Consider the following 25356-nt stretch of genomic DNA (forward strand, 5'->3'; position numbering starts at 1 on the left):
CGCAGTACGGATCTCACTGGGACAGTGACTGCTTGTTGTAGACCTTCATCTCCCGTCCGTGCACCGTCAAGGCCCAGATGATGAGAATGCAAAGGGCGATCATGATCGTCGACCAGATCGGGAATGCGGCGAGGAACGCCACATTGACCAGCATGCTCAGCACAGCGATGATCACACCCACGATCCGGGCCCACAGTTGGCCGGCCAGAAGACACACCCCGACAACCGCGACGACAAGGCCGAGGATCAGGTGCGTCCAGCCCCAGGCGGTGTAATCGAGGTGGATGGTGAGATCGTTCTTTCCCACCTGGTAGTAGTCGTCCTGGAACAGTGCGATGAACCCCTGGAAGGCGTGGAAACACCCCAGAACGATCAGCATCACGCCCGCGAAGATGATCCAGCCAACCCAGCGGGTCGGCTCGACCCCGCCCGGCTCTACCCAGCCCTCCGACGATGAAAGCGGCGGCGAGTGCTTGGGCACCGGCGTACCTACGCCTGTCTCCGACATGACGAACCCCCTCAAATAGCTGAGACCGCCATCGTCGTCCGCCGGGCGCCGCCTCGTCCTCATCCACAGCGGATGACGATGCATGGCCCTGCGCCCGAGTGGACTAGGTCACTCGGGAAACGTGGTGGTTTCCGGCTAGTTGGCGGCGTCGAAGGCCTCGCGGATGTCGTTGGGGACGCGGCCGCGATCGTTGACCTGGTAGCCGTTGGCGCGCGCCCACTCCTTGATGGTTCTGACGTCCGCTCCGACATGGGTGCGTGTGACGCGTACGCCGCGACGTGTCCTGACCGCTCGCCCAGCTTCGATGTACGGGGACAAGACCTTGCGTAACGCGGCGCTGTGCTTGCTGGTCAGGTCGATCTCATAGGTCTTGCCGTCCAGGGCAAAGGTGACGGTCTCACCTCTGCCGGTGGGGATGTTGGTGCCGTCGAGGTCGTCGGTGAGATAGACCTGCGTCCGCTGCGCCATGAACCTCAGCCTCCAAGCCACAGTGATTGTTGCCCTCAGCATGCACCAGTACCACGCGTCGAGCCAACCGCCACACAGAGCCAGCAGATCAGCCAGTAGCCGAGACCCCACCAGTCGCCGCTGTCACCGGACATCGTCTCGAAACGCGGCAATCAGTGCGGCCGAGGCCGCAGGGCACGGACACCTGAACCTGGACGGCACGGTGAGCCGCACCGAAACGGGTGTCCATCCCGGCCCGAACGCACCTGGTGCTACCTCAGGTCACTGCTCCGCAGCGAAGTCGGCGAGGATCTCAGCGATGAAGGGCTGGGCATCGCGCACCGCGGCGGGATTGCGGGTCCGGTAGTAGGGGATCGCGATCATTTTCAGGGACAGGACCCAGCCGCGGGCGCGGGTCCAGGTGTCCTGGTTGACGTCCATCGCGTCACGAAAGGCCCGTCGCGAGTCACCCTCGAACAAGTACCACGCGGCCAAGAGATCACCTGCTGGGTCGGCGGCCCACGCAGTACCGAAGTCGATGACCGCAGCAAGCCTGCCGTCAACCACCAATACGTTGCCTGGCATGAGGTCGCCGTGGATCCACCTGGGCGGACCGTTCCATGTGTCCGCTGCCAGCGACGCCTCCCACGCGGCAAGCACGAGTCCGGTATCGAACTCGTCGCGCAACTCATCCAGCGCCTCGCGAAAGAGCGCGTCACGCGGCGCCAGCGGCGTACCCCGACTGAACGGGTCGTCCGGCGGAACCGGCGCGCCGGTCGTGTCGACCGTCTGCAGGCAGCGAACGAACTCGGCAAGCTCGCGCGCCGCGGCCATCGGGTCGGCAAGCTGATCCCGCTGGAAGGGCTCGCCCTCCAGCCACCGGTACACGCCCCAACTGAAGGGATACCCCGCTCCAGGAGCCCCGAGAGCCAGTGGCTCGGGTACGGCAAGCGGAAGCTGAGGGGACAGACGCGGCATCCAAGTCAGGTCCTTCTCCACCTGACCCTGCGTCCGCTCGGTACGAGGCAGCCGGACAGCCAGGTCAGCACCCAGCCGAAACGTCACGTTGTCCGTCCCCGACGATGCGACGACCTGAACCGGAGCACCAGCCCACTTGGGGAACTGCTCGGCCAACAGACGCGTCACCAACGACCCGTCAATGTCCACCTCGTCATCGTGCAGCTTGGCGACCTTAGACATGGCAACGGAGTTTCACACCCACCCTGCCAACGGTCAAACGACTTCCACTAGCTCGCCGATCCGGCACACTGGTCCCAGGGTCTGCGCCCAAGTTTGAACAGCGTGGGCAGCTGCTCGACCGCCCAGGCCAGCTCAAGCGCCACAGGCCCGACCAGTGCCTTTGTGAGTCCCCCTCTCGTGACTGGTGTCACCTGCGGTCTCCACACGTTCACGAGCGCAGCAGCGCCACCGCGTCGATCGAGGACGGAAGCGCCGAGACCGACGTCACGGTGACGCGGCCGGTGTACATGGCCGGCACCGGCAGGTAGAAAGTCCTGCGGGTCACGGTGGTGGCGGCCAGGTTGATCCTGCTGATTCGGCGTCCCGCGAACGTCACATCGACTATCCCCTGCCTCGGCGCGGTCAGCGCGGTCACCGCGATGCGGTTGCCGGTCTCGCCGTCCTTGTAGAGCACCGCGCCAGATCGACGGAGCTGCGTCAGGGTGCCACGGTAGGCACTCGTGTAGGAAAGCCGGGCGAAAGAGCCCGCGGCCGAGAACGCCCGGTCGTCCTGCGGGGTGACCGCGCACGTCACCAGGGACCACGCGCTGAGGTTACCCCGCGCATCCCTGGCCCGGACCATGAAGCACACATCCGTCCCCGCCGCCGGTGACACCGACACAGCGGTCGACCGCATAGCCTGCCAGGTCGTCGGATACGTCCACTTCCCGAAAACCTTCCCGGCTGCCGCCGCCTTGTAAACGACGTCGTACGACGCGACCGCCACATTGTCGGTGAACCGGTAGCTGAACCGCACCGGATTGGCCACCGACACGCGCGGCCCGGCGGTCGCCGAGGCGAGCTTCGGTGCCGTCGTGTCGAGCTGGGTGGCCGGCGGCGCCGCCAGCCAGTCGACGGTCGCGACGCGCACCCGCGACTCGGGGTCGATATACACGATCCGCGCGGTCTTGTCGTCCAGGGCGAACGACGCACCAGGCGGCCAGACGGTCCCGCGGATCGGACCGACCACCCGCTCGGTGTGGGCCGGTGAGTTCAGATCGGTGACGAGCAGTTCCGGTACGTCATGGCCGGACGCGTCCGGCGTGAACCGCATTCGGACCACGAAGCCGTCACCGACCGCGGGGTACAGCTGCTCGGCCGGGGCGTTGTCGGGCAGCCGGTAGTTAGGCACGATGCCGAGGAGATCGACGGCGTACTGCTGGTGCACCCCACAGCTGACCAGTGCCCATCGACCGGCGACGGAGAAGCTCCCGGCCGCGCAGCGTGCCGACGAGGGGACGTTCTTCGTCTGCCCGCTGACCACGTCCGCGCCGGTGATCACACCGGTCTGCGGGTCGGGCGCCTGCCAGACCCAGTTGCCGTCCATGGCGATCGGGCGCGCGGTCGGCCGAGTGGCGAGCACCGCTCCGGTCCGCGGGTTCTGGATCGAGTACGTGCTCTGGTCGTTGAACGACATGTACGAGAGCAGCGCGCCACCCCGGCCGAGATCCGCGGCGCCGTACGGGTTCAGCGCCCGCTGCCCGCCTGGCCAGCGGACCACCAGGTCACGCTGCCTGTACACCGTGTCGCCGCCCATCTGAAGGCCGTTGCCCGTGCCCTTGGTGGCCGGGATGTCCGTGCGAGACGTCCAACTGGTGCCAGTCAGCGTCGTCTCCCGCACGCTGCCGTCCTCGTAGGCGCTCAGCACTCGCCCGTTGGAGATCACGACCTCGCTCGGCGTCCTGACCGGCGCGTCGACCTTGGCGATCGTCGTACGAGCCAGCGCGGGCGTCACCGCCAGCACCGCATCGGTCCTGGCCACCAGCAGCCTGCCGTCGCTCAATGTCCGCGCCGCGGCGATGTCGTCCAGCACCGGATCTCCCGCCTGCCCGGTCGCCAGATCCAGCGGACGAAGCTCACGCCGCAGGAGAGAGCCGCTCGCCGGGTACCGCAGCATGGCGACGCCGTCGCCCAAGGTGGTGAGGTCATCGGTGGACGGCAGATCCACCGTCCCGCCTGGCGACCCGTCCCGCTGCTTCCAGGCGAGCCGGTTGGGAGCGCTGGTGGTCCAGAAGATCCGGCCCGGCGTGATCGCGACCCAGGACAGCAGATCAGGACTGTTCACCACCAGCGTCGCGGCGGCACTGACAACGTCGACGGTGTAGAGCTGCCAGTCGTTGCGCACGAGCAACAGGTCGCCGTCCCCATCGAACACGACAGCCCCGTGGGACAGCTCGGGCAATCCCGTCACCGGCCGTGCACTCCCGTCAGCAACGTGAACAACCGGTACTACGCCTCCGGATCCATCGGGTCTGGAGACCAGCACACCCTTCTCGTGCACCGCCAGAACCCGGTCCGTCGCCGGCACCGTGATCGCCCCGGCCGCCGGCGCGCCGCCGAGCCCGGTGAAGGCGAAGCGCGTGCTGTCACCGCTGACCGTCCGCGTCACGATCGACCGCCCGACGATCTCAGGCACGACGCCCGGCTCGGCCGCGAACTCGCTCACCACAGCCCCGTCGGCCGTACTCCGGACCTGCCACTTCGGCCGCCCGGGTGAAGCCGGCCCGGTCAGCAGCGGGACGTAGTGGTCAGCGGCCTCGAACTGATACCCGTGCGGTTCCGGATCCGGATCAAGCGCCAACACCTTTCCCTCCACCGTCGGCAACGCGGTAGGCGCCGCATCCGCCGGCCCCGCGAGAACGGCGACGGTGACAGCTGAAGGAATCAGCAGCAAGAACCCCACCAGCGCCGAGACACGACGAACCTTCATTGAGCCCTCCCCAGGGCCTGACCACCGCGAGTCAGGATCCGGCGGATCGTACAGCACTCGACGAGGCAACGAAGAACCCCGGCCCAGGCGGCAGCGAGGACTGCGGCCGCTGCGCGGTCGCAGTCCGCCAGGGTCACCGGCTCGGTCCGGGGCAATTGAGCGGATCAACTGGCAGGGACGGGAGTTGATGAGCCGGGAGTAGCCGGGTGCGCGACGCCCGGATCGCAGCTATGTCCGGATGGGGTCAGCGGACGCTATCTGCGGCATTCGCGTGCGTTCGAGCAAGGTCGGGCATGGCCGATCTCGGGCTATCCCTTGCCCGGCCGTCGAGCGCATGCTCGATGGCGGGGGTGCGCGTACACCAAGAAAGGCGAGGTGGCCCGTCATGAGGTTGCGAAGCAAGACTGCGCCCACGAGCGGTGACCAGGCCGCGCCCGCCGTCCCGGGGCCACGGCGCTCGCACGTTGGCGGAGTCGTGGCCGGATCGCTGGCCGCGGGCTTGGCTGCGGCGGTGATCCTCCCGTTCCTCCCGGTCGACAGGGTGGACGTGGACTTCGCCACCGCCATGGTGCTGTTCGGCTTTGCCCTCGGGTGGGCGCTGATAGCAGTTCTGTCGACTCTGTTCACCGACCAACCACAGCGCTGGGCCGTGGCGCCGGCGATCTTCATGGCGCTGTCCGGAGCGCTGGTGCTCTTGGCCTCGGACGCTGTGGTGGATGCGCTGGGGTGGGTCTGGCCGCCGGCCCTGTTGGTCTTGGTGGTTTGGGTCTGGGCCCGCGCCAGGCGTGAGCTGCACAGCCGGACCAGGGTGTGGCTGCTGAACCCAGTGTTGGTCGTCCTGGTGGTCTTCGCCCTCGGCGGAGGGTACGAGACGATCCGCCAATCGACCGCACCCACAGTCGCGATGCGCGGTCAGCTCGTCGACGTGGGACCGTACCGACTCCACCTGGAGTGCACTGGCTCACGCGGTCCGACCGTGATTCTAGAGCCCGGTGCGGGCGGCTCCGCGGCCTCGATGGGGTTGATCGCACCCGCTGTGGCCCGCGACAGCCGAGTGTGCGTCTACGACCGGGCGGGGCGCGGCTGGAGCGATCCTGCCGCGAGTCCGCCCGATGGTGCCCAGATCGCCACAGATCTCCACACGCTCCTTGAGCGTGCACATGTTCCGGGTCCGTATGTCCTGGCCGGACATTCCTTTGGCGGGCTGTACGTGCGGACGTATGCGGCGAAGTATCCCGGGGAGGTCGCCGGACTCGTCCTCGTTGACTCCACGGCCGCCAAAAACGAGCCCGTGTCCCCGCCGGAGGCGGGTTCTTACAGCGTCTTGAAGCACGTGTCTTCGTTGTTCGCGACGACCTCTCGGCTGGGCATTGGCCGGCTTCTCGCCGACACCAGTTTCTCGGATCTACCGCCGGAGTACCGGGACGATGCCCGCGCCACCGCCGCCACCGGGAAGGAAATGAGCGGGACGCTCGATGAGTACGGCGTCGCGAATCGGTCCACGGCCGAGGCGGGAAGACTCCGCAGCCTCGATGCGAAGCCACTGGTCGTCCTGACCGCCGAACGCGGAAACTCCAAGGGATGGATGGCTGACCAGAACAAGACAGTCACTCTGTCCACCAACAGCCTTCATCGCGTCGTGCCAGGCGCAACCCACGCTTCCTTGGTGGAGAACCCGGATCACGCCGCCTCGGTCACCAAGGCGATCCACGACCTGGTCGTTTCGGTGCGGACCGGGGAACCGCTGAAGGGTCCCTGACGCGGGATTCGCAGTCCGCACATCTGCTGCTTGTTCCATTGACCTAGTACCGGTGCCTGGCGAGGCTCGGTCCAGGCGCCCGGGCTGTCGCTCTCACATCGGCTGCCCACGCTGGTCGTGTGGCTCTCATTCTGGCGGCCGGCGCCGATTCCTCGGCGTCAGTTGACCGTCGTAGCCCTGCGCCGATGTACCGGATGGGCCGGCTGCGCGCAGCATTAGGTTGCGGTCGTTGTAGGTGTAGGTGTTGACGGCGTCCAGCGAGCTGGCCGTCGCCGAGCTCGGTGCTCCCTCGGAGCTCGCCCAGCCCGCCGAGCCGGCTGTTGCCGGGCGCAACGGTGGCACCGGAGTTGGGGTCATGGACTCCGGCAGGCTTCGACGGCACACCGAAGATCCTGCCACCCAGCCGGGCGAGTGAGGCTGCGGGGTGACTGGTGCTGCTGTTGCGCATCGGTGGAGCGCGGATCGACGCGGTACGGCGTACTGAGAGACGACGGTGTGCTCGTTGCCTGGTTCAGGGTCTGGCTCTCCCGCACAGGCCTGGCCCGGCACCGGCGAAGGCTCAGCTGACCTCGAGCGTGGCGCCATCAGCGCCAGCACGTCGTCCATGGCCTGACTCCGGGGATCCAGCCAGTCGTCCCAGTCCGCCTCGGCGATCGCCATCGGCACCCGGTGGGTACGGCCAACCTCATCAGCCGCGGTGGCTTGTCCCGCCAGAACTCGTAGAGGCCGGCGAGCGCCAGGCGCCGGACCGCAACTGGCGGGGCAGGGCGTCTTCAGCGCCTCATCGCGTCGCGCGAGTGCGCACAAGCCCCCTGACCCTGGGTAGGGTCTGCTTTCGGCCGGACGAGCGAGTCCGGCGGGGAGGAAGGAACACCAGATGATGCGTGCCGGTTTTGCCCTGCTTGCTGTGCCACTGCTGGTCAGCTGCGGCGGCTCCGCCGAGCTGAGTGCGCCGCCACCGACGGTATCGGCGACAACTTCGGTGACTCCCGCACCACGGGCGTCGGCTCCTGCGGCGACACCGTCACGACACGTGTCGCCGCGGCCGACCGCGCCGAGTGTCACGCCACGGCAGGACGATCTCGCGCGGCTGCTGGTCCGATCCGCCACCTTCACTCGAACGTCGTCCCGGGACTGGGATCGGCAACGGGTCGGTCCGTTCGACGTGGAGCGGTTCGTCAGCAAGTTGTCTGGGACCCCGGAGGAGGATCGGCGGCTGCTCGCCCGGACCGGATTCGTCCGCGGGTACGTCAGCATCCGCATGTCGTCCGACGACCGACGACTGGTTGTCTACCTGTACCGGTTCCGTTCTCACGAGGGCGCGGTGACGCTCCAGAACCGTTTCTGGGGACAGTACGAGCACGGCGACACGTTCACGGTCCGCGGCATCTCGCGCACCTGGACCGATTCAGGACTGAAAAAGAAGTCGTCTCCCACGCTCTTCACGGCAGGTGCGAACGTGAATTTTGTCGTCGGCAACGTCCTCGCCCAAGTGACGGTGACCGAGTCCAGCGAGACCATCGACGGCCTCCGCCCCGACACCCGGCTGGCCGCCGCCATTTCGAACCTCCAGCATGAGCTCCTCGAGGCCGCTGGCTGAGCCGTCACCACAGCGGCCAGCGCAAAGACGAGGAGTACCTGGATTCGGTGTATTGCGCCGATCTGGCTCTGTGCCACCCCGGCAGCAGCAGCCCATACCTGCGGGTCTGCAGGAATCCCTCCCCACCCCGCCGCCCGGTACGCGGCCGCCAGCTGGGCCGGTTGCAAATTCCCAGCGGCGCGCAGGACTCGCCGCTGCCTATCCAGGGCAAAGGCCATCCGGCGCCAAACAACGCTCCTGTGACTACCCGACTGACCAACGCGATCGTCCTGGACGGACTGGGCGGGCTGATCGCCCGAGCGATGACGACGAATCCGATGCCCTTCTGCCCTGGATCGCGGGTCCGGACCCCAGGCTCCGGTAGCGTGCGCCGGGTTCTGCTCCGCCTTCTTCTTCTTCTTCGAGCGAGGATTCCCGTGAACCTTGACTTCGGCCTCGAGCCGCTCTTCTCCTGGTACGTCGTGCTGCTGTGTCTCAGTGGCGTCGTAATGGTCGCGCTGGCCGCGATCAAGGCGGGCGACCGGTCGCTTGGTTCGCGTGCCCTCAGCGCGGTGGCCGGCATCGGCTTCCTGGGCTACGGGATCTACCTGGGCTTCATCTTCCAGGGCGACAGCTACCTGATGTTCTTCCAGGCGTTCATCCTGCCGGCCCTGCTGGTCGTCAACTTCGTCCGCTCCCTGTTCACCAACCACCCCGCAGAGCCGCAGCCGTACGCGGGCGACCCCACGCAGCCGTACCCGGTCCAGCCGCAGCCATACCAGGCCCAGCCGCAGGCGTATCCGGCCGGCCCGACCCAGCCGGGCCCGACGCAGTCGAGCTGAACCCACCTCGGGTAAGCTGGTTGCCTGCGGCAACCAGCATCCAGAGGGATCGGGAGGCGGTACCCCTGCCCGAACTTGGGGAGTCGCATTGGTCGTCGCGGATGTTGGCGGCCCGGTAGCTGGCCAAGAACGCCCGGGTCACCCTGCACAACACCGCGACCAACTGGCGAGCCGTCCGCCGCGACTGCGATCAACACCTACGCCTACGACCTGCTGCGGCCACCTGGCAGGGCTCTCGGTCGGCGGGGCCGTGCATCTACGGCATGTGCCCGACAATAGTGACCACATCGCTACCGCAGGGCCGGGCTAGAGACAAGGTCCTAGATACCAAGTGCCACGACCGGCCTTGGCGCGTGAGTCGACAAGGATCGGGGGAGGGCCGAAGGGAACTTGTGCGTCCTGCTTGATGAAGGCGTCAACTGTTCCCGTTGGTGCTGCAAGGATCACGCACCCCTGGGCCACAGCCAAGGTGTCCGTTCCGGTGGCGCTGACGGGATAGACGCAACTGTTCGCCCGTATCTCAATCGTCGTCGACACGGGCTCGATCAGCTTGGCATCGACCGACTCGCAGCCGAGATGAACGGCAACCGCGCCGGCAATCGCCTTCCGCAATGCCCGCAGCCTGGCCTCGCTCGGAATCGGGCCGGAGCGGTCAGTAAGGCCCCGAAGTTCTTGAACCAAATGATACTGCGACCATTGATGTAGGTAACCCACAGTGCCTTCAAGCGCGAACAGTTGGGCCTGGGCAATCTGGGGCGATGATGACGGCGTTGTGCGGCCACCCCCTTGGGCAGGGGTATTCGTGCATCCCGACAACGCGCCGATGCAGACGGCGATGGCGGCCAATATTGACGCGATCGATGCCCGATCGTCCACCACCCCGTGGGCCAGCCGCGCGGTGACGAAGCCCCCGATATCCGTCCTCACAGAAGTCATAGCAGCCTCAACAGGAACGTGAGCGGCACCACAGACAGACCGAGTGTCCATTAGCTCGGCGGTCAAGTCCACAAAGGTCGGCATGTATTGTCGCGCTTCGCATTTTCGGTGTTCCGCGATCGCCTAGCCGTAGCTGGACGCGACCAGCCGACTGTCACCAACCTGAGCCCGGGCACATCAACGCGCAGGCCTTTGTGCGCGTAGCACGGTTGGTCGTCTTGCTCGTGGTTGCCCGCTGGGCGGCCTGCTTGGCCACCTTCCGGGCGATGCCTTCCTCGCCGCGGCACGCTTGGGAGCCGTTGCCGCGACGGCAGGCTGGCTGCCGGCACTGGCTGCGGCCGCATGCCTCACCCGCGCGGGTCAGGTGATGAGCTTCCTAGCCGGGCCACGGAGGTGATTTGACTGCAACCTCGTCCGATCGCCTAGGGCCTCCCTTGCGGGGCCATTGCGGCGCAGAATGGGATCCGAGATAGTGACGAACGCGCTGAAGGCGATGATCATCATGCGCAAACTGCTCGTGACAGCCGCGGCGGCCTGTGCCGCCGTCGGAGCGAAGATCGGCATCGACAAGCTGCGACGATCCGGCCGAGCCGAGAGCACCATCGCGGACGTGCGCCGCCGAGGCCGTCATCTGGCCGGCCAGGCGAAGGGCGTGGCGTACCACGCGCTGCGGCGCCACCCGGACGCCAACGTCGACGACGCGACGCTGGCCGACCGCGTGCGCTCCAGCATCGGGCCGTTGGAGAAGCGGCTCCACGTGCCACGGGTGCACGTCACGGTCGAGAACGGCACCGTGATCCTGCACGGCGAAGTCCCCAACAACGAGGCGGAAGCCGAGATCGTCAAGGCCGTTGACGGCATCGCCGGAGTCCGCGACGTGCGGTCGCACCTCACCCGCACCCCCACCTGACACCGCCGCGAGAGACCTCAGTCGCCCAGGCCGCCGGTCACCGGGGACAACCGGAGCGGCGGCCGCCAACGCTCCGCGAGAGAAGTCAGACGTTCCACGCGCAAGAACGCCGTCGAGCCCCTCCAATGACTTGGAGGGGCTCGCGGAGGTGCAGGAGGGTCAGCTGACGGTGAGGACCTTCGAGACGGTCTGGGTGCCCTGGTGGTCGGCGTCGGCGTACCAGACGACTCGGTAGGTGAAGGTGCCGCGGGTGGTGGGCTTGATCCCGAAGGCGTATCTGCCGTTGGTGGACAGCTTGACGTTGGCGACGTTGAGCCAGCTGGTACCGGAGCGGCGCTGGAGGTAGGCGCTCATCCCCGTGTGCGGCGGGTTCAGGTATCCGTAGAACGAGGTGCTCGCGCCCAGCTTGATCGCCGCCGGGCTGAGGTAGGCCGACATCGCCGGCCGCACCTCGACCATCACCGCGGCACTGCGGGAGCCGAGCAGGTCCCCCGAGCCGTTGTAGCCCCACATGTAACTGGTGGAGACCAGGGGCTTCACCACCCGGGTCACGTCACCCGTCGCGGACGAAGTGGTCGTCCCGACCGTCGTCCAGCGGGTGGAGTTCTTCGCCTTCGAATACAGCGTCACCGGTACTCCGGCCACCGCGGCACCGGTGTCGGTCCGAGTGACCTTGGTCGACAGTGTCGCAGAGCCGGTGTAGATCAGCACCGAGGCGGTGGTCGCGATGGAGACCTTCGTGCCGGCCAGGTAGGTGTCAGCCCCGGGGCCGTACTTGCCGTAGTTGTCCTTGATCCAGGTCCGGAAGGTGTAGCCGGCGCCGTTGGCCAGGCCGGTGACGTAGGCAGTACTGGCGGTGCCGGTGTAGACCGTCGTGCCGGATGTCGGGAGCGCCGGCGGGGTCGTGCCGGTGTTGCGGCGGACCAGGATCTGGCTGACCTTCGTACCCGTGGGGACCGTCCACCGCAGTGTGGCGGTGGTGTTGCTGCCGGTGGCGTCGAAGCCGGTGACGGCCGCGGGCGGCGCGGTCAGGTTCAGCGCGTTGCCGTCGATGTTCATGGTCACGCCACCGTGGGTCTCGGTGACGTTGCCGACGTTTTGGTGCACTCGCTGGTGCATGTTCCAGTAGGTGGCCGGGATGAACCGGCTGGTGCCGGCCGGGGTGGAGCCCCAGTGAGCGAACCAGAGGTTGTCCGGCCGCGTGTACGCAGTACTGGTATAGGCGCTGGACAGGTCGGCGCCACCCGTGCCTGCCGCGACGTAGGCGCCGCCGACGTAGCCGCGGGTGTTGAGCTCTTGGGTCCAGCCGCTCAGATAGGACAGCACCGAGGCCTTGCAGGCAGCGGTGGTGGGGTAGGCCTCGATGTCACTGTAGATCGCGCTGCGCTGGGCGAAGCCGAGTGCCTGCGCCTGGGCCACCGAATTGGCGGCGGCTGCCTTGCCCTGCGCCAGGGCCGTGGCCGGGACGGTCGACATCTTGCTGCTGAAATTGGTGCACGGCGCCTGCATACCGACGTCGAGCAGCAGGAACTGCCAGCCCTTGGCATGGTTGGCCGCGACCCAGCCGGCGGTCAGGTTCGGCTGGCCGCAGGCGCGCAACCCGCCGCTGATGTAGATGCCGACGGCACGATAAGGCGATGCCGGGGAAACCCAAGCATCCATGGCCGCCTGGCTCGGCGCGGCACAGGCGTCGAAGCCGGGAGACGCGATGGTGCCGGTGGCAACGATCGACGCCGCGGCCGCCTGGGCCTGTACGGTGCCCTGACTGCCCTGGGTCTTGGCGGTCACTTGGCCACTGGCGAGCACCTTCCGAGCGGCCTGCTCACCGCCGGGACCGTAGTACGCGGTCGCCATCACCGCGGCGTCCTTGACCGCTACCTGGATCTCGCCGTCGGCCGACCGGGCGGCCGAGGTGAGGGGCTCGAGCACGAGCCCGTCACTGCGTCCGATCTGGTGCGCCGGGCAATCTGCCTGCACCGTACTGCGGCCCAGATACACCGCCGGGCGGTCGAACCGCACACAGGCCGTCGGGTCTTTGGCCAGGTCGATCACCGGCCAGCCCGCCGGCACGGTCACCTCGTAGCCGCGATACGACACGGTCTGGACGTCGGCCGCGTCGGCTGCCGCCCCGGCCGCGACGCCCCCGATCACGGCGACGACAGTAGCCAGCACAGCAGGTCCCTTTAACCTCACCAAAGCTCCTCACGAAGACGAACGGCTGCCCCAGAATGTGCCACCCGCCCACATCCCCAGCCCGGTCAATCCAAGACGAGCCTGTGGTGGTCTGTCGAATAGCCCCCAGCACTCGCCCCGATCCGCGAATGCTATCGACCGACCCCGCCCGTGAGTGCTCCGGCCCATTGCAACTTCCTGCAACTCTTCGGCAAACAACTCGCCGAACTACTCGGCCACCCAGATCAGGCCGAGGCGCTTGATCGTCTGCTTGCCCGCGATGCCGTCGGCGTCCTTGCCGCGCCAGCCCTGGGCGAGCTGGAACTTCTGCACCGCCTGCTTGGTGCCCGGCAGGTAGTCACCGGTCGGCTTGGGCGAGCGGATGCCGACGCCGTGGTTCATCAGCGCGCGCTGCAGGTTCCAGACGCTGCCGGAATCCAGCTGCCCCAGATGCATCTTCGACCTGAACAATTTGCCGCCCTGCTTGAAGGCCCTGCCGCCGGGCTGGGCGAGGCCGTGAGCGGTGATGGACCAGGCGCAGAGTTCAGTGAAGGTAGCCGTCCCACTTCGGCTCGTACCTGCTGCCGCCGGGCAGCGCAGTCGGGCCAGGGATGCCGTCAACGGCCCGGGCGAGCTCGAGGTCGACCGGCCCAACCAGATCTGCCGGTAGCCGTACCCCTGGCTCAGCCTTGCGGTCCCGGGGCATCGTCACCTCTGGGTGCAACCAAGAAACGCACTGATATGCCGGTGGGTTGGGTGCTGAGTGCGCTCAATCCTGATCTGCGGAGCGCCGGCGTGTGCAGGTAGATTCTGCCTGGTTCAGCAGCGATGAGATGTCCCAGGTGTCTACCTCGGACCGCTCCATCACCTTCGAATCGGGAGGCATCTTGAGACTTCTGCTCACGTCCGCGGGCGTCAAGAACGCCAGCATCCACCGCGCGTTGGTCGAACTCCTGGGCAAGCCGATCGCCGACTCGAGCGCCCTGTGCATCCCGACCGCGCAGTACGGGCACCCCATGGTCGGCCCCGGTGTCGGGGCCTGGCAGTTCATCAGTGGGAATTCCGAAAATCCGATGGTCGACCTGGGCTGGAAGTCCGTCGGCGTACTGGAGCTCACCGCGCTGCCCAGCATCGATGAAGAGCGCTGGGTGCCCATGGTCCGGGAAACAGACGTCCTGCTGGTGGCGGGCGGCGATGCCCTCTACCTGTGCCACTGGATGCGGCAGTCCGGACTGGCAGACCTGCTCCCGTCCCTGAGCGAGACGGTCTGGGTGGGACTGAGCGCCGGGAGCATGGTGATGACCCCCAGGATCGGCGAGGACTTCGTCCAGTGGAGACCGCCGGCAGGTGACGACACCACGTTGGGCATCGTCGACTTCTCGATCTGTCCACACCTGGCTCAGGACGGCATGCCGGGCAACTCCATGGCCGAGGCGGAACAATGGGCGGCCGGCATCTCGGGTCCGGCGTACGCGATGGACGACGAGACGGCCATCAGGGTAGTCGATGGCACCGTCGAGGTCGTGTCCGAAGGGCACTGGAAGCACTTTCCCTCCTAGCTGCCGACGCCAACCGCGAGTGGGCAGGGCGCTCATGCCACGGATAGCGAGCTCGCGGGACACCTGTTGGCGGGAAGGCGAGTGCCACTCGCTGACGGGACTGCCTGTATCAGCGGTCGGCGCCGCCGGTCACGCGGAAGAAGTCTTGTAGTCGAGCGGCGGCAAGGTCCGGCCGTTCTTCGGGCAGGAAGTGGCCGCAGCCGGTAACGAACTCGACGTCCATGTTCGGAGCGTGCTGCTCGAAACCGGAAACATAGGCGCTTGGTACGTAGAAGTCGTCGGCGCCGAAGACCAGCCGGGTCGGCACGGCCAGGTCGTCGTGGTTGTAGCGCCGGCGGATGAAGACGTCATGTGCGGTGCGCAGATAGCTGCGATACAGCAGGCAGGAGGCGCGGGCACGCGCGGGCTGGCGCAGCCGGTCCGCATAGATCTCGGAGTCCTCGACGCTGAACACGTGGCGCCGCCCACCGAGTCCTACGAACCACGGCAGAAAGCGAGGGTTGGCGACGAGATGAGGTCCGAGCGGGCTCGCGATCGCGGCCACGTACCAGGTGCGCCACAGCGAGGCGATCACACCCCAACTGAGTGGCGCCCACAACGGCGGCGCGTTGAACACCACGATGTGCGTGAATCGCTCAGGGTGTTCGACGCCAAGCAAGAAGGCAGTGAAGCCACCCCAGTCATGGCCGACCAGTCGCACGCGATCCAGCTCGAGCGCGTCGAGCAGCGCCAGTGCGTCCGCCGCGAACGTTCGCGGGTCGTAGCCGTGCCCGGGCGCACCGCTCCAGCCGAACCCGCGCAGGTCGGGCATCAGCAGCCGATACGACCGCGACAGCTCGGGTACCAGGTGCCGCCAGCAGTACCAGTGCCCCGGCCACCCATGCAGCATCAGGACCGGGTCCCCGGCGCCAGCCTCCGCGACATGGATGGAGACCGTGCCCTCGGCCCCAGCAACCTCCACGAAACGATGCGCAACACCCGGCACCGATGGCACATCGGCGTCGTCGGCCCCGGGTATCCGCGCGGTGGGCATGCCCGCACTGTCGCACACCCAGGTCAGAAAGCCCGGAGCTGCAGGGCTGCGACAGCGTCGAAGCAGGCAGTCCAACGTCCGCTTCTGCCGCGGACAGGTCGGGGTTGGGTCCTAGGCGGCGGGCTGCACGGCTCCCGTTAGAGCTCGGCGCGCAGGATCGACGCCGCGCCGGCCATGGCACGCATCTTTCCCTCTGCGCTCGTGCGAGGCAGGTACTTCATCCCGCAGTCGGTGGCGATGGTGATGCGGTCCGGTGAGGCGTAGGCGAAGGCTCGGCGTACCCGATCGGCGACCAGTTCGGCGGACTCGACCTCGTGGTCGGACAGGTCGATGACGCCCAGGATGATGGTCTTGTCGCTCAGGTCCTTCAGGACGCCGAGATCGAGACCCGATTGAGCGGTCTCGATCGAGATCTGGTCGGCCGAGCAACCGGCCAGCTCAGGCAGGAAGGAGTACCCCTCGGGCCGCTCGTGGATGATCGCGGCGTACCCGAAGCAGATGTGGACGGCGGTGGTGCCGGTGACGCCGTCGAGCGCGGCGTTCAGGGCGGCGAGGCCGTACTCGCGGGCCGCGTCGGGCCGTGCCTGCATGTACGGCTCGTCGATCTGGACCAGGTCGGCGCCGGCGGCGTGCAGGTCCTTGATCTCGGCGTTGACCGCGGCAGCGTACGCCAGAGCCGCCGACGCGAGGTCGGGGTAGTGGTCGTTCTGTGCCTGCTGCGACATCGTGAACGGGCCGGGCACGGTCATCTTGACCTTGTGATCGGTGTTCGCCTTCAGGAACTCCATGTCGCGGACGCCGACGGGGTGCGGTCGCACGATCGGGCCGGCGATCCGCGGCACCGGGTTGGGATGCCCGCTGCGATCCAAGGCCGTCCCAGGGTTGTCGATATCGACGCCCTCGAGGGCGGTGGCGAAGTGGTTGCTGTACGACTCGCGGCGCATCTCTCCGTCGGTGATGATGTCAAGTCCCGCGTCCTCCTGGGCGCGGATCGCCAGCAACGTGGCGTCGTCCTGCGCCTGCCCGAGGTACTCCGCCTTGACCCGCCACAGCTCTTTCGCCCGCACCCTCGGGGGGAAGCGGCCAGCGAGCTTGGCCCGGTCGATCAGCCAATCCGGCTGGGCGTAGCTGCCCACCAGCGAGGTCGGCAGGATCGGCAGCGGGGTCGATGTCGCAGTCACTCTCGTGACTCTAGACCTGCCGCTGCCCGTTGAGGAGGCCGTCCGCTTCCCTCGCGGGTGCTTTGGGCAATTCACTCATCTCGCATTCCGCGCGCTCATGGCCGATGTCAGCGCGCTGGATCGCCCACCGCCCCTTGGTTGATAAAACGAGGCATGGATCGTCGTCCGCAGGTGTCCAACCTGCCCTTCACTTGGGCCTTCGTCCTATCCATCGTGGAGAACCGTTTGGGCCTGCGGCATCCGAGCTCGCCGACTGCGAAGGTCGATCAGGCAAACGCCCTGACATGCCGCATTCCGCCGGCCCGACCGAGCCACAGTCCTGGGACTCACCCACCGCAGCGGGCGGCGCCCTAAACCGGAGCCTAATACTCCAGCCGTAGTTCCTGATCAGGCGAGCGGACATCGAACGGGATCCCCTCCCGTGCTGCGGTTGTTGGCTTGGCCCGGAACGACTCAGCTCGTTTCTTGGTCGCGTGAGTCTTCTCAGACATCTTGCCGGCCGGCCCCTTCTAAGGAAGCTCTAAAGCTGGCTGAAACCGCACCTGAGGCCGCGCTGTTTGTGTTGTCGCCACGGCGCCGGTTCTCGTCCGGCGCGCTCAGTGAAAGAAAGGAATCGCGATGATGAAACGCACACGGCTGATCGCGGCCACGGTAACGCTCGCCGCGCTCGCCACGACCGGTACTGCGTCGGCGGCGACGTCCGGTTCGGATCCGAATCCCGGCGCCGCAAAATCCGGTGCCGCGGTCAAGGTGGAGGGAACGTCCAAGCCGGCTGCGGATGCCGACTTCGCCGCGATCGCGGCGAAGCTCGGGGTGACGACCGACCGGCTCAACGCCGCGCTGGTCGCGGCCAAGATGTCGCTGGCCGGCTCGAACAACGTGACGCCGGAGGCATTCATCAGGGCGGTCGCGGCGAAGCTGGGGCTGCCGGCCTCGCGGGTCAAGGCCGCCGTGGAACCGTTGTTCCTCAAGCCTGGGCGCAGTCGTGCCGACGACGGCAAGCGGGCCGGCAAGGCGGAGAAGGATGGTAAGCAGGCCGGTAAGGACAAGAAGGGGGCGGACGACCCACGGAACTCGCCGTTCACGACCAACGCCGCAGCGGCACGTTTGGCCGCTGCGCTCGGCGTCAGCCAAGCCAAGGCCAAGGCCGCCCTGATCGCTGTCGTATCGGCTCCCGGCGGAATCGTTCCGACGTCCAAGGCCTTCGGTGACATCGCCCACTCGCTCGGGGTCAGCGCCGATCGGTTCAAGACCGCGTTGGGGGATCTGAAGCAGTCACTGGCCAACGGCTAGACAGCCGCCGAGTCTTACATCATCACAACTTCATGATCGACGGCGAGGATGGATGACCATGCGAATACTTGTCGTGGACGATGACCCGGCTGTTCGGCGGTCCTTGGAGCATGCGTTGGGCCGCGACGGCTACGACGTGGCATCCGCCGCTGATGGGGCGTCCGCCCTCGCGGAGCACGGGGTGTTCCGCCCGGACGCGGTGGTGCTCGACGTCCTCATGCCCGAACCGAACGGGCTTGAGGTATGCCGGACGCTGCGTTCGGGCGGGTACGACACGCCGATCCTGATGCTAACGGCCCGGGACCTGGTCACCGACCGGGTCGCCGGGCTCGACGCGGGGGCCGACGACTACCTGGCCAAGCCCTTCGCTCTGGAGGAGCTGCGGGCCCGACTTCGAGCCCTGCTGCGGCGCAGCGGCGCAAGAGCCGAGGTGCTGCACTTCACCGACGTCGAACTGGACTTGAGCGGCCGCCGGGCCGAACGCGCCGGCCGGCGCCTGGAGCTGACCAAGACCGAGCTGTCCCTGCTGGAGCTGTTCCTGCGCAATCCCCGCCGCGTGCTGAGCCGGACGCAGATCTTCGAGTCGGTCTGGGGCTACGACTTCGGCCCGGAGTCGAACGCGCTGTGGGTCTACATCAGCTACCTGCGAAGCAAGCTCGAAGCGGACGGCGGCAGCAGACTGATCCAGACGGTGCGCGGCCTGGGGTATGTCCTGCGCGAGGAGCCATGAACCTGCGCACCCGGCTGGCGATCGCCGGAGGGTCCATAGCCGCCGGCGCATTGGTGCTCGTATCGGTGGTCCTGTATCCGGCCGTGGAAGCCAGCCTCCGCGGCCAGATCGACAAGTCCCTGGTGGCGGCCGCCGGCCAGGCACCGGACGTGGCGAAAGCCATCAAGGAGAAGTTCAGGGGGACGTCCAACGAGGGGGCCTTCCCAGCCGTTCCACTGGGGATAGGGAGCACCCAGCTGCAAATCGTGCCGGACCCGGTCCGGGCCGGGCCGTCTCCGCAGTTCGTCGACCTCACCGTCCGCGACGTCGAGGTCGCGAACGGAGCCGCCGCTGCCTACTTCCGTAACGCGGTTTACAACGGCGTCGCCTACCGCATCTACACCGCCCCATTCCCAGGAGCACCCGGCACCCTCGTGCGGACAGCGATCCCGCAATCCGATCCCGCACCCACCCTCTGGAAACTCGCCTGGCTGCTCACCGCATCGACGGTGGCCGCCGGACTCCTGGCGGCACTTGCCTCGCGCCTGGCCGCACGCCGCGTCCTGCGACCCGTACGTCAGCTCACCGAGACCGTCGAAATGATCCGCACGACCGGCGACCTGGCCATCCCGATCCCCGCCGACGGCCAGGATGAGATTGGCCGGCTCGGCTCCGCGTTCGCCGGGATGACCGCCGCGCTGGACGAGTCTGTCGGCGCCCAGCGCCGCCTGGTGGCCGACGCCTCGCACGAACTGCGCACACCACTGACGAGCCTGACCGTGAACCTCGAACTGCTGGCGGAAGACCTGGCCGACACGCAGGCCCCACACCTCGCCGCCGAAGCGCTCGACCAGGCCGGCGAACTCAAAACACTGATCAACGACCTGGTCGACCTGGCCCGCTACGGCCACCCCGCTTTCCACACTGAAGACGTCCGCCTGGACCTCGTCGCCGAGCGCGTCGCGGCCCGCGCGACACGTCGGGCAGCACAGATCGGATTCGACCTGACCTGCGCGCCCACCCTCGTCCACGGAGACCCCGACGCCCTGGAACGCGCCGTTGCGAACCTGGTCGACAACGCCGTGAAATGGAGCCCGTCCGGCGGCCGCGTCCTGATCAGCGTCAAGGAGGGCATTCTCGACGTCGCGGACACCGGCCCTGGGATCCCCGACAGCGACCTCAAATTCGTCTTCGACCGCTTCTACCGCTCACCCGCTGCCCGCGCGCATCCCGGATCCGGACTGGGCCTAGCCATCGTCCGACAGGTCGCCGAGGCTCATGGCGGGACAGCCGAAGTCGTGCCATGTCATAGCGGCGCGCTACTGCGCCTGAAGCTGCCGGTGTGTAGCGAACACGCTGAGCCCTGGGCAACACCGAGTTGAAGGTCTAAACGGAGGTGTGGCTTTGCGCTCTCAGGAGAGCGCGGCGATCCAGTTGCGCAGGTTCGCGTCGGTCACTTCGCGGGCCGGCGTCACGTGTGCGAACGTTCCGTCCGAGGCGACCAGCGCGATCGTCACCTGCGTGAGATCCGGCGGGACCGTGATGTCACCCGAGAACACCCAACTGGCGGCGCCCTTGAAGTCGAGGCCGACCGGAACGGTGAACGTTCCCGCCGACTTCGAGATCGAAGCCGCCAGTCGGTCCACGTCCTCGGGGTTCAACAACGAGCCCTTCCAGTCCTCCGGAGGCATGACCAGCAAGAAGCCCACGACCGGAGGCTTACCGGCTCGCGTCATCGGCAGCAGACGGCCGAGCGCAGTCCGGATCCCATCCGCCGATCCTGCCACGATCACGAACGGCTTTCCGCGGTACGACGTACTGTCGACGAACCCACCACCGACCGCGTTGAGCCGGAAGCTGCCGATCTCGTTGGGCCCGACGTCACCGCCATCCGGCGGCACCTCAGTCGACTCGGCATCCGGCGGCACGTCGGTCGACTCGCCTTCCGGGGTCGCCACGGACGAGTTCGCGCCTGGCGGCAATTCGGTTGAGAAAGTGTCGGCCGCGATCACCGGGCCGAAGGTCACCTCGGTGATGACTTCCCCGCCGCCGTACACCATTACCAGGCCGGTCTTCTCGTCCAGCGCGATCTCTCTCGCGTCCATCTCCGGCATCTGGTCACTGGATTCCACCTTGTCGCAGTGGTAGCGGACCGCCGTCCGCCCGAACAACGTCTGCGTGCCGAGCCGCTTCGCCGCTGGACACAGCTGTTCGAACTCCTCGGTGCCCGGCCGGTAGAAGAAGGTGCTGTCCGGGAACTCGTCTTTGCCTGGATTCTCGATCCGCTGGTATTTCGGTTCCTCCTCGGGGCTGTAGATCAGCACTACCTTGCCGTCCCAGACCAGGTAGAACCCCGCTGCAGGGCCGGTGAGTATCGTCATCCGGTATCGCCTGTTTCCGTCCGCGAACAGCTCGAAGGAGTCCGAACTATCGTCGTCGTCCGTGAACGCGCCTCGAACCCTGACCAGATCAGCCGACACCGCTGCCGTTGCCGAAGGCAACGCGGACCCGCTCCGTGATTGTTGCCCGCCACAACCACCTGCTGCCGCGACGGCGAGCACGACCGCGACGATGAACATCCCTGCTTGCTTCCCCAGCACAGTCATGCCGACTGCGCTCCTCCCCTGTTGGTGATGCTCCAGGGACCGGCGGAGGCGACCGGCCGTGATCCCGTGGTGCACCCCAGACCTGTCCCAGGGGCGCACGCAGCGCTGTTTCAGTTCAGTCTGCGCGCGGAGAGCCCGGCGCGGACTGAGTAATAGTGCTCAATTCGCCGGGCGGCGAAACCACACCCGCGCCCCCGGACATGCGACCTCCGCGCGGATGGAACTGGTGCGGAAGCTGCGGCTGTGGCCTGCTCCCGCGCAGGTCAGAGCATGGGTGCGACCCTCCGCAATCTACCGGCGTTAGCCTACTCACGGCGCGTCGGCGACGTACGTTACAAGCACCGTTTGGTCGCCGGCTGCGCGGACGATCAGTTCGAAGTCGTCGACCTCCGAGGGCTGGCATCCGTGCCGCTTGACCGCGCCGAGCAGGAGGCGGTGAAGAGACTGGCCATCGCCAGGATCGGCCCGCGTCCGAAGCGTGGCGATACTGACCCCAAGCCGACCAACCTCAAGTTCGAGCGATTGTGGCCTGCCCGCCTCGCCGTCGGAGTCTGATGGTCTGAAGATGGAGGACGCCGTAGGCGTTACTCATTGACAGACCGTCTACGATCACGGGTACGTAGAGTAGTAATGCCTGGTCAAACGCTGAGCCGACGAGGGGACTCGAACCCCTAACCACCGCTTTGCCAAACCAGGTGTCTTAACGTGACGCAACGTTCGCCGAAAAATGCCCGTGACCTGCGGAAACATCGATTCTCAGTTGCCGTTGTGATCTCTCTGCGGAATCGGGCTGTGCCGTGATCTGGTCATGGACCCGGCGACCCGAGCAGTCCGCTCCTACCGGCGGCGATCAGTTCGGCCGCCTCGATTTCGGCATCTCCGGCAACATCGTCGGGACCCACCTCCGCGACATCTTCGCCAAACTCGACGTCCAGTCCCGAGTCCAGCTCACCAACACCCTCCACGCAGCGGACATCCGACCCGACCAGCCCCGAAGCCGCTGGCGATCTCCATGACACCCGACCGCAGAGTTCCTCACCCGTTGACGCGATACCCCCGTCGCCGGAGCGATCCGCAGACTGTGATCCGTGGCCGAGACGGCCCGGCTGTGGGACGGTGGCGGAAGAGTCTCCCTGGAAGGACTGCCGATGACTGAGCCGGCCGCGATGGATAGTGTCGCCAAACGGCGGGTCAAGGACGCGCTGATCGCCCACGCCGAGGCCGAGCTTCGGTCGTCGCGCGCGGGCGTCGCGGAACACGAGTCCGCGGCACAGTTGGCCCCTGACGTAGCGGACTCGGTCGGCGATCTGTCCCAGTCCGATGAGGCCGCTGACCTGGGTGGGCTGCTGAACGATGTCGAGGACCGGCAGAAAGCAACCCTGACGCGGATCGAGAATCTCGACTTCGGCGTCAAGACTGCCGTAGCGCCCGGCGCGTTCGTCGGCTTTGACGGCGCTCGCTACGTCGTCGGCGTCGTGGCGGCCGCGTTCGAGTGCGACGGCGCGACCTACGAAGGTCTGTCGTCCGATTCACTGATCTATTCCTCGCTTCAGGGACTCCAACTCGGCGACACCTTCACCTTCGCCGGCCAAGAACACCGCATCGACTTTCTCGCCTGACATCAGCCGACCAAGCGGCGGAGTCCGACGCCGGCGAGATCAACCGGCCGCAGGAGCACCGGGCAGCGATCGAAGCGCGGCGGACCATCATCGATGGCCAGCGCGACAAACTCGTGCGCTGGCGTGACGCGGCCGGCTGCCCGACTCGAGCCTGCGCCGGCTCAGGCGCGAGCTGGGCCGGGAGGAACGTGCGCTGCTGGAGCTGTGATCAGGAGATCAGTACGACACTGGACTCCGCGGTGAGGGCCAGGAATGTCAGCGACTCCTGCAGATAGAGCTCGACCCGCTCGGCGTCGTGGGACAGGTACCCGATCGACAGGTCCTTGCCGAGGTGCAGCTCGTAGTCGCCGCCCCGGGTCGACACCAGCAGGGCACCTTCCAGAGCCGGCGCCCAGATGATCTCGCCGTCGTGCAAGAACCGGGCCAGGTGGTCGCGGATCGGACAGCCGTGGTCGGTGGTCTCCGCGACGGCGGTGTACTGGTCGGCCGGGGCACTGTTGCGATGGCGGATCGCCGCGGTCAGTGCAGGGTGTGGGTCGATGAAGCACACTCCTCGTGCGCGGCCGCCCGTGACAGTGCCGTCGGAGTTCACCGGGTTCCGTTGCACACCTGAAGTGATCCTGTTGGCGGTGCGCTGGTGTATCTGCGGCCAGCGCCCACACCCGCGCGCGGGCCGCCGCCGGGCGACATTGATCGCATTCAGCACCCGCTCGACGTCGCCGGCCAGCGCTTCGAGCGTGCAGGGACACCGTCGGATCTGAGGCGACCGGGCCGAACACGCCCGGCTCGCCGCGCAGCACCGCGATGTCGGCCAGGCAGTCCCCCACCCAACCCGAGCACGATCGCCAGATCGGTGACGATCTTGGCCGGGTCGTGCCGGGCCAACGGCTTACGCCACGGCGCCAGCGCTCGCGGCAGCTCCGCGCCCAGGCCACTGACCCGCACCGCCTCAGTGAGCAACAGACCACTGGCCTGCGACACCACCCCCGAACCCGCAGCATCAACCCGAACGCACGAATACAACCCGGTAGTCTTCATCACCTGGAAGGTGCTCCTCGGCTCCGCACGACATGGTCCTAGACAAACCACATCGTCGCTGGTCAGGAGCACCTTTCAGTTCACCAACACAGCCTTAGCACCCAACGGCCGTGAAAGCGCCGGGCTAGGGTGACCCGGTCTTGGGGCTGGGTACAGCTCGGTGAGAAGCAGCCGTTCCCGGACTCGCCAGTGTTCGATCGGTTGGTCTTGAACCTGCAACGTTCCTAGGGATGGTCATGCCCCTGCTTACCCCGCACCAGGCCATTGAGATCAGGTCGTCCGAGTGCGTGCGTCGGTGCTGGGCTGGGCACACCGGCAGGCCGCGAGCGCCTCGTGTAGCGCGACGTGGACCTTGCCGTAGCCCTCTCCCGTACGGCGCCGAGCGGCTACGGGGGGCCTGCTAGCGAAGGCGCAGCAGGTAGTCGGCCTGGATCACGGAGTGCAGGCCACCGAGCAGATGCTGCTCGCCTGCGCTTGCCGGACGCACGGCCACCTGGTGCCAGCTCGTGAAATAGCACAACTAGCAGTCCTTGCGCGGTGAGAGGGTAGGCAGCACTGTGCGCGCAACCCATCTCCCTTTTCTGGGCACGCCTTCTCTGCTCGATATCCCGAGCCTTCGTACAGGTCAGCCACCTCAATAGATGGGTGTTGGCCCGGATGGACGTCTCGGTCGATGTCGACCATGGTTGGAGGTTAAACACTTTCGAGGCGAGCGGTGCGGCGAGCGAAACCCGTCGGCATCAGCGCTTCGACCTACACCCCCGCGTTCGTGAGAGGACGTGCGTCAAGTGAGCACCCAAGCGGCCCGTTCCGCGCAAATGACCGTGCATGAGGCCCGCCAGCGATTGGAACACGAACGCGGCTCGCGACTCACCCAGCTGCGCGCCATCGGTGAGCGCGCAGCGCACGGCGCAGAGGAGCTCATGTTGGCTCAGACGGCCGCCATCCACCGCGTACTGGCCGAGATCAGTGCTGCTGAAGAACGTCTGACCACGGGCTCCTACGGCTTGTGCCAGGGGTGCGACACCCGTATTCCAGTCGAGCGTCTAGAGATCCTGCCCTACGTGCGCAACTGCGTGGGCTGTCAGCAGCGCGCCCTGTGACCTGGACCGACGACTACAAGAATCAGACGGTCGTGACTGGTAACCCCGGCCGCACTTTGATGTGCGTTCGAACCAGACCGTTCCCTACGCCTTTGTAGACAGGTGTGAAGTCT

At 67.1% G+C, this 25356-nt stretch carries 25 protein-coding genes and 1 pseudogene; 13 read left to right on the forward strand and 13 right to left on the reverse strand.

Annotation, left to right across the window (positions count from 1 at the left end; genetic code table 11):
* Positions 1–13 precede the first annotated feature (13 nt).
* The 4 genes from ACFPJ1_RS11780 to ACFPJ1_RS11795 all read right to left on the reverse strand — a co-directional run bounded on the left by ACFPJ1_RS11780 (position 14) and on the right by ACFPJ1_RS11795 (position 4904).
* Positions 14–508, reverse strand: a complete 495-nt coding sequence (locus tag ACFPJ1_RS11780; protein ID WP_380103597.1) for a DUF7144 family membrane protein — start codon at positions 506–508, stop codon at positions 14–16.
* Between the two features lie 135 nt (positions 509–643).
* Positions 644–976, reverse strand: coding sequence for a histone-like nucleoid-structuring protein Lsr2 (locus tag ACFPJ1_RS11785; protein WP_380103598.1), 333 nt, complete (start codon positions 974–976; stop codon positions 644–646).
* A 261-nt stretch (positions 977–1237) separates the two neighbouring features.
* Positions 1238–2155, reverse strand: a complete 918-nt coding sequence (locus ACFPJ1_RS11790; RefSeq protein WP_380103599.1) for an aminoglycoside phosphotransferase family protein — start codon at positions 2153–2155, stop codon at positions 1238–1240.
* A gap of 208 nt (positions 2156–2363) precedes the next feature.
* Complete coding sequence (locus ACFPJ1_RS11795) at positions 2364–4904, reverse strand: hypothetical protein (RefSeq protein ID WP_380103600.1); 2541 nt, start codon at positions 4902–4904, stop codon at positions 2364–2366.
* Between the two features lie 385 nt (positions 4905–5289).
* On the opposite strand from ACFPJ1_RS11795, the gene ACFPJ1_RS11800 reads away from it, so the two are divergent.
* The 4 genes from ACFPJ1_RS11800 (at position 5290) to ACFPJ1_RS11815 (ending at position 9084) form a co-directional block, all read left to right on the forward strand.
* Positions 5290–6663, forward strand: a complete 1374-nt coding sequence (locus ACFPJ1_RS11800) for an alpha/beta hydrolase (protein WP_380103601.1) — start codon at positions 5290–5292, stop codon at positions 6661–6663.
* 244 nt (positions 6664–6907) lie between these two features.
* Positions 6908–7078: a hypothetical protein gene (locus ACFPJ1_RS11805; protein WP_380103602.1), complete on the forward strand. Its 171-nt coding sequence runs from the start codon at positions 6908–6910 to the stop codon at positions 7076–7078.
* Positions 7079–7540: 462 nt separating this feature from the next.
* Positions 7541–8263 carry a hypothetical protein gene (locus ACFPJ1_RS11810; RefSeq protein ID WP_380103603.1) on the forward strand — a complete coding sequence of 241 codons (723 nt, stop codon included), beginning with the start codon at positions 7541–7543 and terminating at the stop codon, positions 8261–8263.
* A gap of 239 nt (positions 8264–8502) precedes the next feature.
* Positions 8503–9084, forward strand: a complete 582-nt coding sequence (locus ACFPJ1_RS11815) for a hypothetical protein (protein ID WP_380103605.1) — start codon at positions 8503–8505, stop codon at positions 9082–9084.
* Between the two features lie 306 nt (positions 9085–9390).
* Here the strand turns inward: ACFPJ1_RS11815 and ACFPJ1_RS11820 are convergent, their stop codons facing one another.
* Entirely contained in the window at positions 9391–10020 is a 630-nt protein-coding gene (locus ACFPJ1_RS11820) for a hypothetical protein (RefSeq protein ID WP_380103606.1), read from the reverse strand.
* A 472-nt stretch (positions 10021–10492) separates the two neighbouring features.
* Between ACFPJ1_RS11820 and ACFPJ1_RS11825 the strand changes: the two genes are divergently transcribed.
* Positions 10493–10930: a BON domain-containing protein gene (locus tag ACFPJ1_RS11825; protein ID WP_380103607.1), complete on the forward strand. Its 438-nt coding sequence runs from the start codon at positions 10493–10495 to the stop codon at positions 10928–10930.
* A gap of 159 nt (positions 10931–11089) precedes the next feature.
* On the opposite strand, the gene ACFPJ1_RS11830 is transcribed toward ACFPJ1_RS11825, so the two are convergent.
* The 3 genes from ACFPJ1_RS11830 to ACFPJ1_RS11840 all read right to left on the reverse strand — a co-directional run bounded on the left by ACFPJ1_RS11830 (position 11090) and on the right by ACFPJ1_RS11840 (position 13808).
* Positions 11090–13102: a DUF1906 domain-containing protein gene (locus tag ACFPJ1_RS11830; protein ID WP_380103608.1), complete on the reverse strand. Its 2013-nt coding sequence runs from the start codon at positions 13100–13102 to the stop codon at positions 11090–11092.
* 228 nt (positions 13103–13330) lie between these two features.
* Positions 13331–13558 carry a peptidoglycan-binding protein gene (locus tag ACFPJ1_RS11835; RefSeq protein WP_380103609.1) on the reverse strand — a complete coding sequence of 76 codons (228 nt, stop codon included), beginning with the start codon at positions 13556–13558 and terminating at the stop codon, positions 13331–13333.
* Positions 13559–13646: 88 nt separating this feature from the next.
* Positions 13647–13808 (reverse strand): hypothetical protein, encoded by a 162-nt coding sequence (locus ACFPJ1_RS11840; RefSeq protein ID WP_380103610.1) that lies wholly within the window; start codon positions 13806–13808, stop codon positions 13647–13649.
* Between the two features lie 181 nt (positions 13809–13989).
* Between ACFPJ1_RS11840 and ACFPJ1_RS11845 the strand changes: the two genes are divergently transcribed.
* Complete coding sequence (locus ACFPJ1_RS11845) at positions 13990–14661, forward strand: Type 1 glutamine amidotransferase-like domain-containing protein (protein WP_380103611.1); 672 nt, start codon at positions 13990–13992, stop codon at positions 14659–14661.
* Between the two features lie 109 nt (positions 14662–14770).
* Here ACFPJ1_RS11845 and ACFPJ1_RS11850 read toward each other — a convergent pair whose 3' ends face one another.
* Both ACFPJ1_RS11850 and ACFPJ1_RS11855 read right to left on the reverse strand, forming a co-directional pair.
* The gene (locus tag ACFPJ1_RS11850; protein WP_380103612.1) at positions 14771–15694 is read right to left on the reverse strand and encodes an alpha/beta fold hydrolase; all 924 of its coding nucleotides are present in this window, start codon (positions 15692–15694) and stop codon (positions 14771–14773) included.
* 137 nt (positions 15695–15831) lie between these two features.
* Positions 15832–16875 (reverse strand): uroporphyrinogen decarboxylase family protein, encoded by a 1044-nt coding sequence (locus ACFPJ1_RS11855; RefSeq protein ID WP_380103613.1) that lies wholly within the window; start codon positions 16873–16875, stop codon positions 15832–15834.
* A gap of 618 nt (positions 16876–17493) precedes the next feature.
* Between ACFPJ1_RS11855 and ACFPJ1_RS11860 the strand changes: the two genes are divergently transcribed.
* From ACFPJ1_RS11860 to ACFPJ1_RS11870, 3 genes are read left to right on the forward strand one after another with little or no spacing between them, the layout of a single operon-like run.
* Entirely contained in the window at positions 17494–18168 is a 675-nt protein-coding gene (locus ACFPJ1_RS11860; RefSeq protein WP_380103614.1) for a hypothetical protein, read from the forward strand.
* 58 nt (positions 18169–18226) lie between these two features.
* Positions 18227–18898 (forward strand): response regulator transcription factor, encoded by a 672-nt coding sequence (locus ACFPJ1_RS11865; RefSeq protein WP_380103615.1) that lies wholly within the window; start codon positions 18227–18229, stop codon positions 18896–18898.
* Positions 18895–20259, forward strand: a complete 1365-nt coding sequence (locus tag ACFPJ1_RS11870) for a sensor histidine kinase (RefSeq protein ID WP_380103616.1) — start codon at positions 18895–18897, stop codon at positions 20257–20259. The genes ACFPJ1_RS11865 and ACFPJ1_RS11870 overlap by 4 nt, the downstream gene beginning before the upstream one ends.
* Before the next feature lie 30 nt (positions 20260–20289).
* Here ACFPJ1_RS11870 and ACFPJ1_RS11875 read toward each other — a convergent pair whose 3' ends face one another.
* Positions 20290–21483: a hypothetical protein gene (locus ACFPJ1_RS11875; RefSeq protein WP_380103617.1), complete on the reverse strand. Its 1194-nt coding sequence runs from the start codon at positions 21481–21483 to the stop codon at positions 20290–20292.
* A 270-nt stretch (positions 21484–21753) separates the two neighbouring features.
* Here ACFPJ1_RS11875 and ACFPJ1_RS11880 point away from each other — a divergent pair, with 270 nt between their 5' ends.
* From ACFPJ1_RS11880 to ACFPJ1_RS11890, 3 genes are all read left to right on the forward strand, one after another.
* Positions 21754–22038 (forward strand): hypothetical protein, encoded by a 285-nt coding sequence (locus ACFPJ1_RS11880; protein ID WP_380103618.1) that lies wholly within the window; start codon positions 21754–21756, stop codon positions 22036–22038.
* A 242-nt stretch (positions 22039–22280) separates the two neighbouring features.
* Positions 22281–22499 (forward strand): hypothetical protein, encoded by a 219-nt coding sequence (locus ACFPJ1_RS11885; protein WP_380103619.1) that lies wholly within the window; start codon positions 22281–22283, stop codon positions 22497–22499.
* A 132-nt stretch (positions 22500–22631) separates the two neighbouring features.
* Entirely contained in the window at positions 22632–23102 is a 471-nt protein-coding gene (locus ACFPJ1_RS11890) for a hypothetical protein (RefSeq protein WP_380103620.1), read from the forward strand.
* A 208-nt stretch (positions 23103–23310) separates the two neighbouring features.
* Here ACFPJ1_RS11890 and ACFPJ1_RS11895 read toward each other — a convergent pair whose 3' ends face one another.
* Together ACFPJ1_RS11895 and ACFPJ1_RS11900 are read right to left on the reverse strand one after the other, a co-directional pair.
* Entirely contained in the window at positions 23311–23709 is a 399-nt protein-coding gene (locus ACFPJ1_RS11895) for a family 1 encapsulin nanocompartment shell protein (protein ID WP_380103621.1), read from the reverse strand.
* 7 nt (positions 23710–23716) lie between these two features.
* Positions 23717–24140 (reverse strand): annotated as a pseudogene (locus tag ACFPJ1_RS11900) (transposase); the annotation flags it as partial.
* Positions 24141–24928: 788 nt separating this feature from the next.
* On the opposite strand from ACFPJ1_RS11900, the gene ACFPJ1_RS11905 reads away from it, so the two are divergent.
* Complete coding sequence (locus ACFPJ1_RS11905) at positions 24929–25243, forward strand: TraR/DksA family transcriptional regulator (protein WP_380103622.1); 315 nt, start codon at positions 24929–24931, stop codon at positions 25241–25243.
* Positions 25244–25356: the final 113 nt, after the last annotated feature.

Source organism: Kribbella qitaiheensis (genome assembly GCF_042657745.1).
Classification (GTDB): domain Bacteria; phylum Actinomycetota; class Actinomycetes; order Propionibacteriales; family Kribbellaceae; genus Kribbella; species Kribbella qitaiheensis.